General features: G+C 56.6%; 12 protein-coding genes. 5 read left to right on the forward strand and 7 right to left on the reverse strand.

Annotation, left to right across the window (positions count from 1 at the left end; genetic code table 11):
• Positions 1–39 precede the first annotated feature (39 nt).
• The 5 genes from WC509_04425 to WC509_04445 are packed head-to-tail and all read left to right on the forward strand — an operon-like array spanning position 40 to position 5951.
• The gene (locus tag WC509_04425) at positions 40–966 is read left to right on the forward strand and encodes an ABC transporter permease (GenBank protein ID MFA5006694.1); all 927 of its coding nucleotides are present in this window, start codon (positions 40–42) and stop codon (positions 964–966) included.
• A gap of 11 nt (positions 967–977) precedes the next feature.
• A complete protein-coding gene (locus tag WC509_04430) occupies positions 978–2066 on the forward strand; it encodes an ABC transporter permease (protein MFA5006695.1) in 1089 nt (362 codons plus the stop codon).
• Positions 2067–2076: 10 nt separating this feature from the next.
• Positions 2077–3108 carry an ABC transporter ATP-binding protein gene (locus WC509_04435; GenBank protein ID MFA5006696.1) on the forward strand — a complete coding sequence of 344 codons (1032 nt, stop codon included), beginning with the start codon at positions 2077–2079 and terminating at the stop codon, positions 3106–3108.
• Positions 3101–4096, forward strand: coding sequence for an ABC transporter ATP-binding protein (locus WC509_04440; protein ID MFA5006697.1), 996 nt, complete (start codon positions 3101–3103; stop codon positions 4094–4096). Before WC509_04435 ends, WC509_04440 begins: the two co-directional genes overlap by 8 nt.
• Before the next feature lie 52 nt (positions 4097–4148).
• Positions 4149–5951 (forward strand): ABC transporter substrate-binding protein, encoded by a 1803-nt coding sequence (locus WC509_04445; GenBank protein MFA5006698.1) that lies wholly within the window; start codon positions 4149–4151, stop codon positions 5949–5951.
• Between the two features lie 152 nt (positions 5952–6103).
• On the opposite strand, the gene WC509_04450 is transcribed toward WC509_04445, so the two are convergent.
• The 7 genes from WC509_04450 to WC509_04480 form a co-directional block, all read right to left on the reverse strand.
• Entirely contained in the window at positions 6104–6613 is a 510-nt protein-coding gene (locus WC509_04450) for a hypothetical protein (GenBank protein MFA5006699.1), read from the reverse strand.
• 91 nt (positions 6614–6704) lie between these two features.
• A complete protein-coding gene (locus WC509_04455) occupies positions 6705–7334 on the reverse strand; it encodes a hemolysin III family protein (protein MFA5006700.1) in 630 nt (209 codons plus the stop codon).
• Positions 7335–7398: 64 nt separating this feature from the next.
• Entirely contained in the window at positions 7399–8637 is a 1239-nt protein-coding gene (locus WC509_04460) for a helix-turn-helix transcriptional regulator (protein ID MFA5006701.1), read from the reverse strand.
• A 196-nt stretch (positions 8638–8833) separates the two neighbouring features.
• Complete coding sequence (locus WC509_04465) at positions 8834–10114, reverse strand: helix-turn-helix transcriptional regulator (GenBank protein MFA5006702.1); 1281 nt, start codon at positions 10112–10114, stop codon at positions 8834–8836.
• A 233-nt stretch (positions 10115–10347) separates the two neighbouring features.
• Entirely contained in the window at positions 10348–10815 is a 468-nt protein-coding gene (locus WC509_04470) for a GNAT family N-acetyltransferase (protein ID MFA5006703.1), read from the reverse strand.
• A gap of 200 nt (positions 10816–11015) precedes the next feature.
• Positions 11016–11849 carry a hypothetical protein gene (locus WC509_04475; protein ID MFA5006704.1) on the reverse strand — a complete coding sequence of 278 codons (834 nt, stop codon included), beginning with the start codon at positions 11847–11849 and terminating at the stop codon, positions 11016–11018.
• On the reverse strand, positions 11839–13182 hold the full coding sequence (locus tag WC509_04480; protein MFA5006705.1) for an AAA family ATPase: 1344 nt from the start codon (positions 13180–13182) through the stop codon (positions 11839–11841). Before WC509_04480 ends, WC509_04475 begins: the two co-directional genes overlap by 11 nt.
• Positions 13183–13224 lie beyond the last annotated feature (42 nt).

Raw genomic sequence — 13224 nt, forward strand, 5'->3', positions numbered from 1 at the left:
CCCGCCCGATCAGGCGAATTGACGGATCCGGAGGTTGACATGAGTTCAAAGATGCTCGGATACATCGTTAAAAGGGTTCTGCTTACGATCGTGACGATCTTCGTCATCATCACGATCACGTTCTTCATCATGCACGCCATTCCCGGCGGACCGTTTCTGAGTGAAAAGGCGGTCACCGAGGAGGTTCTGGCGGCACTGGAAGCCAAATACGGACTCGACAAGCCGCTGATGACGCAATACTGGCTCTATCTGCAGAACGTCGTCAAGCTGGATTTCGGACCGTCGCTCAAATCGCGTGGCCGAGACGTCATCGACATCATCCTCGAAGGCTTCGCCGTTTCCGGAAAGCTCGGACTCATGGCGGCGGGCATCGCGATCGTCATGGGCATCGTCCTCGGCAGCATCGCCGCGATCAACCGCAACAAGATCTTCGACAACGTCATCATGGTCATGACCACCGCGTTCGTCGCCATGCCGGGATTCGTCGTCGGCACCTTCCTGCTCGTCCTGTTCTGCGTGAAGTGGCCGATCTTGCCTGCCAACGGCGCCCTCGAGGGAGGGCTCGTCCTGCCGGTGATCGCCCTCTCGCTCTATCCGATGTCCTACATCACCCGACTGACCCGCTCCAGCATGCTCGACGTGCTCCAGCAGGATTACATCCGCACCGCTCGGGCAAAGGGCGTCGCCAAGGTCCTGATCATCTTCAAGCACGCGCTCAAGAACGCCCTCATCCCGGTCATCACGTACGTCGGACCGATGATCGCCTACATCGTCACGGGCAGCTTCGTGATCGAGAAGATCTTCTCGGTTCCCGGCATCGGCCGGGAATTCGTGAGCTGCATCACGAACCGCGACTATCCCGCGATCATGGGTACCACGATCTTCCTCGCTTCGCTCGTGGTCATCATGACGCTCGTCTCCGATATCCTCTATAAAGTCGTCGATCCGCGGATTGACTTCAGCTGATGGTGAATCCCATGGACGAAAAAGAGAAAAACATCTTCAAGCGTTTCCGTCGCCCGTTTTCCTTCCAGCTCGACGTCAACAGCTTCCTGCCGGCCACGGAAGAGGAACGGCGCCAGCAGATCCTGATGCGCGAGAGCACCAGCTTCTGGAAGGACGGCTTCCGCCGCCTCTGGAAGAAGAAGGTCGCGATGACCTGCGTCTTCATCCTCGCGATCATCATCCTCTCCGTCATCTTCATCCCGATGTTCTGGCCGTACGAGTACGACGACCAGCTCGGCGTCCGGCGCGGACAACCGGTGGACGCCTCCTACAACAACCTCGCCCCGATGGAATACGGTGAGACCGAACTCGAACTGATCGCCGCGGGCGAAAGCGTCTTCCCGCATATCTTCGGCACCGACTCGCTCGGCCGCGACTACTTCATCCGCGTCGTCTACGGCACCCGCGTCTCGCTCTCGGTCGGTCTCTTCGCGAGCATCCTCGTCCTCATCATCGGCACCCTGTACGGCTCGATCTCCGGGTACGTCGGCGGCAAGCTCGACCTGGTGATGATGCGCATCGTCGACCTGATCTACGCGCTTCCCGACATGCTCGTCATCATCCTCCTCTCCGTCGTTTTGAACCGCGTGCTGGAGGATACCCTCGCGGGGACGGTCTTCGCCAAACTGGGCGCGAACATGATTTCGATCTTCATCGTCTTCGCGCTCCTCTACTGGGTCGGCATGGCCCGTCTCATCCGCGGCCAGATCCTGTCCCTCAAGGAACAGGACTATGTCCTCGCCGCCCGTTCGATCGGCGCCTCCCATTCCCGCATCATCCGCAAGCATCTTCTGCCGAACTGCATCAGCGTCATCATCATCTCGACGGCACTGCAGATCCCGAGCGCGATCTTCACCGAAAGCTTCCTCTCCTTCCTCGGACTCGGCGTCTCCGCCCCGATGCCTTCGCTCGGCTCGCTCGCCAACAGCGCGCTCTCCGGCATCTATTCGTACACGTATCGCCTCGTGATACCCTCCATCATCATCTGCCTCATCGTCCTCTCCCTCAATCTGCTCGGTGACGGCCTCCGGGATTCCTTCGATCCCAAACTGAAAGTGTAGGGTGACCCCGATGAGCCTCCTCGATGTTAAAGACTTAAGAACCTCCTTCCTCCTCGATGCCGGCGAAGTCAAGGCCGTCGACGGCGTCTCCTTCACGCTCGAACGCGGCAAGACCCTCGGCATCGTCGGCGAGTCCGGCAGCGGCAAGAGCGTCACCGCCTACTCCATCCTGCAGATCCTCTCCCATCCCGGCAAGATCGTCGGCGGCAGCATCAAGCTGCACGACGAAGAACTCGTCGACGCGGACCCGTCCGTGATCCAGAAGATCCGCGGCAACAAGATCAGCATCATCTTCCAGGACCCGATGACCTGCCTCAATCCGGTCTACACCATCGGCAACCAGCTGATGGAGGCGATCCTGCTCCATACCTCGCGCAATCGCAAGGAAGCGCGCGAGCGCGCCATCGAGATGATCCGGCAGGTCGGGATCAACGATCCCGAGAAGCGGATGAAGCAGTATCCCTACGAACTCTCCGGAGGCATGCGCCAGAGGATCATGATCGCGATGGCGCTCGCCTGCGAGCCCGACATCCTGATCGCCGACGAGCCGACCACCGCCCTCGACGTCACGATCCAGGCGCAGATCCTCGAACTGATGAAGAAGCTCCAGCAGGAACTGGGGATGGCGATCATCATCGTCACCCACGACCTGGGCGTCATCATCCAGATGTGCGACGAGGTCATCGTCATGTACGCCGGCCGCATCTGCGAGAAGGGCACCATCGACCAGATCTTCTACGAACCGAAGCACGAATACACGAAGGGCCTGATCCGCTCGATCCCCTACGGATCAAAGGCGGTCTCGCGGCTGATCCCGATCTCGGGATCCCCCGTCGACATCCTCAACCTTCCCAAGGGATGCGCCTTCTCGCCCCGCTGCGACAAGGCGATGCGGGTCTGCCTCGAACGCAAGTGCGATTTGTTCCCGCTCGCCAACGAACACTACTCCTCCTGCTGGCTGAGTCTCCGCGAGGAAGTCGAGGCGGGGCGGATCGCCCCGGAGGAAGCCGCGGTCGCGGAGGGAGGGAACGCCGATGTCTGACATGCCCGTCGAACGCGAGGTCATGATCGAAGTCAAAAACCTCAAGCGCTACTTCGACATCCCCGTCGGATTCCTGAAATCCGTCCCGCTCAAGGCGGTCGACGACGTCTCCTTCTACATCCGTCAGGGCGAGACCCTCGGTCTCGTCGGCGAATCCGGATGCGGGAAGACGACCGTCGGCCGAACCCTCCTCCACCTGTACCGCCCTACCGGCGGCGAGATCCTCTTCAAGGGCAAGAAGCTCGAAGCCAAGGAGGACATCGAAGCCTTCCGCATGAAGGCGGCGATGGTCTTCCAGGATCCCTATTCCTCCCTCAATCCGCGCATGACCGTAGGCGACATCATCGGCGAACCGCTCGACGTCCACCACCTCTACGCGACCAAGGAGGAGCGCACCGCTCGGATCAACGAACTGCTCGAACTCGTCGGCCTCTCCAGCGAGCAGGCGACGCGCTACCCGCATGAATTCTCCGGCGGCCAGCGGCAGCGCATCGGCATCGGCCGGGCGCTCGCCGTCAATCCCGAACTGATCGTCTGCGACGAACCCGTCTCCGCCCTGGACGTCTCGATCCAGGCGCAGATCGTGAACATGTTCGAGGACCTGCAGAAGAAGCTCGGCCTCACCTACCTCTTCATCGCCCACGACATCCTCGTCGTCCGCCACATCAGCGACCGGATCGCCGTGATGTATCTCGGGAAGATCGTCGAGACCGCGCAAAGCGACGAGATCTGCGACCATCCCCTCCATCCTTACACCCAGTCGCTCATGTCCGCCGTGCCTTCGCGCGATCCGAACGTCGCGCGCAAGTCCCACCGCATCATCCTCGAGGGCGACGTCCCGAGCCCGCTCAGGGTGCCGAGCGGATGTCCGTTCCGGACCCGCTGCCCCAAGGCGTTCGGACGCTGCACCGAGGAAATCCCCGCCCTTCGGGAGATCTCTCCCGGACACATGGCCAGCTGTCATCTGCTGGATCAGGAACAGAAATAAATATTGAAAAATATTTATTTAATAGAGAGAAAAAAGGAGAAGAATGAGAACAATGAAGAAACTGTCTATCGTGATTCTGTCGATCTTCGCCATGGTCGCTTTCATCGGTTGCGGTGAGACGACGACGGTCCTTTCCCCCGAGGCGGCGAAATTCGTCGACAACTCCGCGGTCGAGATCTATTCGATGGATCTCTCCGACATCGACGGCTATCAGTCCTACATCGTCACCAACGGTACCTGGGCTGAAACCTACGACGTCATCATCAACCTCGCGAAACGCGAGTCCGACGGCGAGAAGCGCACCGCCCTCTACCACAAGGCGGAAGATCTTCTGATGTCGACCGGGACGATCGTGCCGCTGTACTACTACACCGACATCTTCATGGCGTCCACCGGCATCGAAGGCCTCGTCAACATCCCGAACGGCACGAAGCTATTCAAGTACACGACCCTCGACGGCGTCGGCACGGCCATCTCGGTCTGCCTCGCCTCCGAACCGGACACCATCGACCCGGCCCTCAACAGCTCGGTCGACGGCGCGATCTACATCCAGCACGCGTTCTCCGGTCTGCTCGGGTATGACGCGGACGGCCAGCTCGTTCCGGATCTCGCCGCGTCGCTTCCGACCCCGGTCGAGAACGAGGACGGCACCGTCACCTACACGTTCGAACTCCGCTCCGGCCTGAAGTGGTCCGATGGAACCGCCCTCACCGCCGCCGACTTCGTGTACGCCTGGAACCGTGCGGTCGATCCCGACACCGCCGCGGACTACTCCTACCTGTTCGCGATCATCGATGGCGCCGACACCGGTGAACTGAACATCTCCGCCGTGGATGCCACCCACTTCGCCGTCACGCTCGTCGTCGACGTCCCGTACTTCTTCGAACTGTGCGCCTTCCCGACCTTCATGCCGGTCCAGCAGGCCGCCGTCGAGGCCGTCGCCGACAACGGCTGGGCGACCGAAGCCGGTTCCTACGTCACCAGCGGCGCCTACACCATCTCGTCCTGGACGCACGGCTCCAACATCGTCATGACGAAGAACCCGCAGTACTGGAACGCCGCCGCGATCACCATGGAGCAGATCACGTTCTACCTCTCCGACGATGACGCCGCCATCCTCTCCAACTACATCAACGGCACCTACGACTTCATCGACAGCCTGCCGAACGACGAGATCCAGAACATGAAGACGAACCGTCCGAACGAGTTCAACATCGAAGGCCAGCTCGGCACGTACTACATCATCTTCAACAACAACTCCGACCTCGTTCCCTCGCACATCTCCGCCGACATGACCCCCGCCGAACTCGCGGAAGCCAACGAGGAGATCCGCTACGCCCTCTCGCTCCTGATCGACCGCAACTACATCGTCACCGAGATCGGCCAGGCCGGACAGCTCCCCGCCAGCTCCTTCGTCTCGATGGGCATCACGAACTTCGACGGCTCCGAATTCTATGAGGCCGCGGGTTCGACGACGGACGCCTACAACGGCTACTTCGACACCGCCGAAGCCGCCTACGCCGCGAACTGCGCCGAGGCCGTCGAGATCCTCTCGAAGTACTTCGAGTACGACGAGGAGACCGGCGAATTCACCAACTTCGCCACGTTCAACTACCTCTTCAACACCTCGACCGGCCACCAGGCGATCGGCGAATACCTGCAGAGCTGCTTCGCGGCCTACGGCATCGCCATCACCATGCAGAACCAGGAATGGGGCACCTTCCTCAACACCCGCAAGAACGGCGAGTACGTCCTCGCCCGCAACGGCTGGCTCGCCGACTACAACGATCCGATCAACATGCTCGACATGTGGACCACGGATTCCGGCAACAACGACGCCCAGCTCGGCAAGTAGTTCCACCGCATCAGGAATCCAGCACCGACCCCCGGAACCTCCCGTTCCGGGGGTTTTTCTTTCTCCGAAGACAAGAAAACCGACGGGACTCGGTCCTGTCGGTCGGTTCGATGGGATGAAAGCGCATGGTCCGTGCGCCGACGGACGATGCGCTATGCGAGCGGCACGCGCGTCTCCTCGCCCGCCTCCGGACCGCCATAGTAGAATTCTCGGATCACGAGCATTCCGTCCTCGATGGAATGGATGGAGGAACAGTCCTCGCTCTGGCATCCGGTGCCGAGGTACCGCGCGAACAGCGGGTTCTCCTGGGCATAGTACCTGTCGTCACCGTCGAAGAGGAAGCGATGCTCGACGACGTAGAGGGTGAATCCTTCCTCCCGGACGACGCGGACGGGTTCGTACGACATCATCGCATAGACCGCGACGACGTAGAGCCCGAGAAGGGCGAGGACGACGACGCCAATGCGGAGCAGCTTCCTTTTCGCGATCATGAACAGGTGGATCGCGAGAAACAATCCGCCGAGGGCGAACAGCCAAAGCTTCATGGGAATCGGCGTCCACCGCTCGATCGTGAGGATGAAACCCCGCGATTCGATCAGGAAGGTGAGCGCCGTCATCATGAAGAAGGCGATCGATACAATCAAGATTCCATGCTTCTTCATCGGGTTCACCGGATCGCCTTCCTTTCGCGAGCGGACCGTCGCCGTCGTCACGTCGGTCGCACTTCATATATTTTTCTGACGGTCGCATCGATCACATGAGACAGGAGTAGATCGCGAAGAAATGAAGCAGGGTGCCGAGGAAGACGAAGACGTGCCAGACGAAATGGGCGAACTTGAACCAGTCGAAGGCATAGAAGAGGACGCCGATCGTGTACGAGATCCCGCCCGCGAGGATCAGCCAGAAGGCCGCCGCGGAGGTCGCGTAGAGCGGCCCGACGAGCGTCAGTCCGCTCCAGCCGAGCAAGAGGAAGAGCGTCAGATGCAGGAGCGCGAACCTGCGGATCCTCACCGCCTTGAAGACGATGCCGAGGACGATGATCGTCCATTGTCCCAATAACAGGAACCATCCGAGCGGCTTTTCGATGACGAGGATGAAGATCGGCGCGAAGGTCCCGCCGATCAGGAGGTAGATCCCGATGTGGTCGAACCGCTGGAAGACCCGCTTGACGGTAGACCCTTCGCGGAAGGCATGATACAGAGCGCTCATCGTGTAGAGCATGATCATCCCGAAACCGAAGACGATCGCGCCCATGACCTCGCCGACGCCCCTTGCCCTGACGATCAGAAGAACCGTTCCGGCGAGGGCCAGGGCCCCGCCGGCGATGTGGGAGACGGAATTGGCGATCTCCTCGCCTCTGGATTGTACGCGTGACAGCTTCATCGTGTTCCTCGCTGATTGTCCGATGCGGCGTGCGCCGTCTTCGGGATTTCGATGCCTGACCCTCTCAATCGAGGGTGAAGTCGACGAACCGGACCATCCCCCGGTCGTCGGCGAAGGCGAAGGTCTCCGTTTCACCCCGCAGGAGCGCGTAGGCGTTCGTCAGGATGTTCGTGCCGTACGGTCCGCCGACGACGGTTCGTTCGGTCACGACGTACGCGCGGAGCGTGTCGTCCTGCGCCGTGAAGAGGGCGACGTCCTCCCACGTCATCGCCGTCTCCCCGATCAGGACGTTCTCCGGATCGTATTCGTAGACGGTGAAGGAATCGACCGACGGGACGAACCGGACGTGGATCCGGTAGGTCACGCGCACGGTGTCGGACGTCGTGACGTCCGGCGTCCCGGACATATAGGCGCCGTCATAGACGTAGAGGCGCTGCGACTCGAGGTCGACGACGTCGGGAATGACGATCCCGTCGGAGCGGATCAGGCCGATCCGGGCCTCCCCGGCGATCTTGAGCGGATCGAGGTCGACGTAGACGTCGACGGCCAGCCGGAGGTTTCCGGCATCCGGGGTCAGGACGCATTCGGCGTTCCAGCCGGACGACGATTCCGTCTGATAGACGTACCGGACGCCGGCGACGGATGCGGCGACGTCCTCGAGGGACTCGAAATCGTCATCCGCGGCCGAGACGAAGACGCCGTAGAGTTCGGTCTCGAGCACCTTGTCGAGGACGACGATGTCGAGGCCGTTTTCCGGAACGGATTCGAATGAGACCTGGACGTTGTCGCCGACGACGAGATCCTCGAGATCGTAGTCGGTCCCGTCGGCGCCGACGACGGTCACGGCGAACGGATCGCGGATCGTGTCGATGGCATAGCGCACGGCGTCGTTTTCGAACACGTACGTGCCGCGTCCGGCATCCGCCGCCGTCACGTAGCAGTACGCCACCGTGATCATGGGATGCGTCTCGCCGAGGTCGAGGGTCGAGAACAGAACGAAGAGTCCGAGGCCGATCGCCGCGAGGCTGATGGGGATCGAGATCCAGTGGAAGCGGCGCTTCCTGCGATTCACGATCGCCTCGCTCAGGGTGATCGAGCGGATGCTTTCGTCGTCGAGCAGGTCGCCGACGCCGACGCCGAAGATCGCCGCGAGGCGCTCGACGTCGGCGACGTTGGGAAGCGACTTTCCCATCTCCCACTTGCTGACGAGCTGCCGCGTGACGTACAGCTGGCCGGCGACCTCTTCCTGGGTCCACCCCTTGTCCTTGCGGAGCCGTTTGATGTTGTCCTGGATCCTGTTCATCGCCATCACCTCGACACCATTCTACCGTAGATCACCCGGAAAGGCACGCAACTTCCGCGCAACGCAATCGACCATCGTCGACCGGAGGCGAAATCGGGCTTCGGTCGGAGAAGGGCGAGCGGAAAACGGATCCTCGGAATCTCGGAAGGACGGGAATCGAATGCGATCCGGACCACTTGACGTGGCCGTGACATCCTCACTTCATCGCGGATTCCGAATCGACGTCGATCCGCTTCGCGGACCGCTTCAGGATCAGCGTGTCGACCGGGAAGTACAGGAACACCATCGCAAGCGACAGCACGATGGGAATCGCCTTTCCCCAGAAGGGGGCGACGCGATCGCCTGCGTAGGCGATCCATCGGAATGCGAGGATCCCGAGGAGGATCACCATCGTCGTCAGGACTCCCATGAAGACGATGAGCGCTTCCGCATTCCGTTCGCGATGGGCATCGAGAATCGCCTCCAGCGATATGAACAGCCATACCGCGAGGGCGATCCCGGCGATGAGCAGAGCGAGCACATACCGCCCCACCATGGGATCGATGACCTGCAGGATCGCGAGGATCGACAGGACCCCCGCAATGATCCGGGCGACGAAGTTCCGTCGGGAGATCCGCTTCTTGACGATGCCAACGATGGGACCGACGACGAGTTTCGCGAACACCAGGATCACGCCGACGAGGACCGCGTAGTCGTCGGTTTCGCCGGTGACGAGCAGGAGGAGCCAAAGAGCGATCCCGCCGATCACCGAGAAGACGAAGTCGGTGATCAGGATCCCGGTCGGGAATGTCCCCGTGGCGCGATGGAGCGTGCTCTCGCGGTGGAGATAGGCGACGCCCTTCAGGAGGAACCATCCGAGCAACCCCGACATCAGGGCGAGGATGAGATAGCTGCCAAAGGCGAAGATGCCCTCGACCTCGACGAAGGGTCCTTCGAACCCCATGTCGATCCGGACTTGGACAGGGATCATGAGCGGCAAAAACAGCCAGCCGATCATCCAGTCGACGGAATAGAGGATCCGCGTGTTCTTCATGAGCGTCGCGCGGTCGGCATCGGAAGATCCCGAGGAGGATAGATACTTCGCCCTGCGGTAGAGGAAGAGGATCGTCGAGAGGAAGAGGAAGCTGACGATGGTCAGAAACCCGACGTAGGCGTTGACGGTGATGTAGGTCAGCGCGATGCCACCGACGTAGCCGAATCCGGAGATGAGCGCGAAGACGGTCGTGTCCGTGTCGAACCGGACGGTATCGTATCGCCTCGTGGACGGTTCCGCGATCTCGAAGTCGTCGCGGAGGAGATAATCGAGGCTGACGTGGAACAGGGATCCGAGCCGGACGAGCTTGTCCGTCTCCGGATAGGCTCCGCCCGACTCCCATTTCGAGACGGACTGGCGCGACACGCCGAGATGGTCGGCGAGCTGTTCCTGGGTGATGTTCTGCTTCTTGCGGAGTTCCTGGATCTTGGCTCCCGTGGTCATGGAAATCCCTCCCTGTATTGCCTTCATTGTACCAAGCCGATCCTGGGATGGGAACCAAGATCGTGGTTCGATCCGTCAACTTGAGGTTGCGCGGGCGAGATTTCGCCGAAATTCCCGATGAAACGGGACGAGTTCGTGCCCGGTCGAGAGGAATCGGCGATATTGATGCCCGTTCGCGGAACGGAGAACGGGCGCCGATCCACCGGCGGAGGCGGCGCCCGTCTTCGATTCTTCTACTTCACGTCGATCTTGAGGACTTCCTCGTCGTCGTCGCGGACGCCGGTGTCGATGAAGCCGTACTTGATGTAGAACCGGTAGGGCATCGGTCCGTCGGTGTCGCAGGAGAGATAGAGCGTCTTCTTCCCTTCCGCACGGCATTTCTCGAGGAGCATGTCCAGGACCTTCTTGCCATGACCCTTGCCCTGATACTCCCCGCCGATCATGAAGCGCCACAGGTAGAGGGCGGGCTTGTCCTCCGCGGGCATCTCCTCCGGGTGCAGGTGGAGCATGATGAAGCCGATCGGGACTTCGTCGAGATAGACCGCCCTGGGCCAGGCGTCCGCCTGGTTCAGGTAGGCCTGGGCGAGGGACGAGGTGTTGTCGGCGACGCACTTCTGCTGTTCGGGGGTGAGGGTGGAACTGAGTTTGCGGATCGCCTTGAAGTTATCGTTGGTGACTTCTCTGAATGACAGTTGGGGCATGAGGAACCTCACATATAGGAGCGATTCGAATTTCGTTGTCGAACGATATGCTATGATAATGTCTACATGTGGCGATGCGTCGTTATGAGACTATTGCTATTATCGAGGCAATAAATGTCAACCAATAACATCACTCTTTGCCCAAATCAGCGGCGACTCGGGGCAAATATTGGTCAGATTATTAGTCCAACATCGAATATTTACACAATTTTGAGATGGTTTTTTCCACCATATAGATGAAGAGCCATCCATAACTTAGTTTTTTTAAATACCGGTGGGGAAAAAGAAGAACGCAAGCTTCGCGAAACGCTGTCATGGCTGATTTTCTTTGAAGCACCACTCCTCTTGCATTCGTGAACAAAGAGAGCAATAAAATCATGCCCATTAACTATGTCTGATAAACTAGAAAATGCGTGGTTGTGTTTTTCAATACTCCACAAAACCATTTTTGCGGAATCAATTTGATTTGTTGGATTCATCGTGTCTATCTGCGTTACTAAATTATTAAAAAAAGTCGCGAGATTTGGGTCGTAAGCAGAATCAATATTGATTCCCGAAAAGTTGACGTTCCATCGATGTATGTCGTTACACTTTCTTAAAATGGAGAGATCGAACAAGGCTTTTAATGTTTGATTCCTAAGAAGCCTAAACGGGGTGGTCCCTTTATAGTAATTTGAGTGTATCGCAATCATTGGAATATCTCGAGTGACCATCATCATTTCTGCACAGCAATGATCACAATGGAATATCTTCGTGCTTATCGGTGCTATCTGATAATCTTTGTCGCGTATCGCAATTACTCGAGGGTCTGATACAAAGTAATTGGTTATTATTCTCTCAATTGCCCCTTTTGCGCCATATGAACGAATTAAAGTTGCTTTTGGAGTAACTAATGGGCGAAACAAGTCTATATCACCCGGACCTTCAACAAGAACAAAGGTTGCTTGTTTGAGAATATCGGCGCCCAAGTGTAACGTGAGGGTTGGAATTGTACTAAATTCATCCAGGTTATCTAGTATTGAGTTAGTTGCCATATTTCATCCCGAGGTCGATTTGCAAATCCCAATTTTCATTAATCACTTGAGGGGAGTGGGTGGCAATAACTATATTTATTTCCTTTTTTTTGATTTCCAAAATCCTCTTGAAATCGTCGAGTAACTCTTTCTGCCACGAAATGTGTAGTGATATTTCAGGTTCGTCAATTAGCAGAAAGAGTTTCCCGGTAGCGCCAAATATTAAATCATAATATAGAACGATAATCTGCTGTTCTCCGGAAGACAACTGGTTCAGACTCAGTTCTTTTTTGGATTCAATATCTCTAACTATCATGCCTGACTTTTTTGTAATAAAAATCTCTTTGAAGTATAACTTGCCGTTGACTAAAGATAGAAAAGTCTCCAACTTCTTAACAAGCGGTTCAAAAACGCTGTATTTTGTCTTTGAGTCGTCAAAATATATTTTCAACGCCGTGGCATAATTTGGGTTAAATGGAACCGAACTAATATTACTGATTTCTGCCAACTCATACTTGTTCAGATTTTTTTGATTGTTTGTCAATTCTTTCAATTTTTCCGAATATTCAACCTGGGTGATTCCTTCGCTAGAAGAAAATAGTTTGGTGGGGTATGAACTGTCGAGTTGATTAGAAAGAATTGAGTGTGCATTAAGCACACTTTCAATCTCCTTCTTGATGTCATTTGGAATTCGATCGATTACTTGAATTATCTTTGGCGCTCTATCGCTGTATTCAAATTCGTTTTGTGGCTCCCGATTTTCTTCAATTAATCTTTGCTCTTTGATAAGTTTCACTTCGGGCATATAACTACGCACTTTTTTCATTACGGCAATGACACTCTTTATTTTATTCAATTCTTTTTCTGCAAGATTATTGTCTCTTGTACTACACTCGTCCATTATGTCAAAAAAGAAGTCATCATCAGTATCGAAATTGTACATGTCGCCTCTAATCCTAAGTCTTGAATCATTAATCAACATTCTTTCTCGTGTTCTGAGATCGATGTATTCGTTTGGACCAATTCTCTCGATATATGAAGGTAACCCTCTTTTTCTTGCGCTTTTTTTGTTATTGAAAGATGGTATATGGAACTTAATTTCATTTATTGAAATCTCCTCTGAACTCTTCTTAAGTTCAAACTGCTGATTGTTGTCAAACGTCATCAATAATGTTTGATACGAAAATCCAATAAGTTGATATAACCCTCCATTTTTAAACGCATTGATAATCTTGAGAATTGTGGATTTTCCAAATCCATTGGGTCCCGTAATTATTGTGATTCCGCCATTTTTTAGCTCGATTTCATAGTCAAAGCGTCCAAACAAACCTTTAATTGCAATACTTTTTAACATTTTTTCTTTCCTCCTAAACATCTTTTGTATTTCAGTGTAATT

This window comes from Candidatus Izemoplasmatales bacterium (genome assembly GCA_041649275.1).
Taxonomy (GTDB): domain Bacteria; phylum Bacillota_I; class Bacilli_A; order Izemoplasmatales; family Hujiaoplasmataceae; genus UBA12489.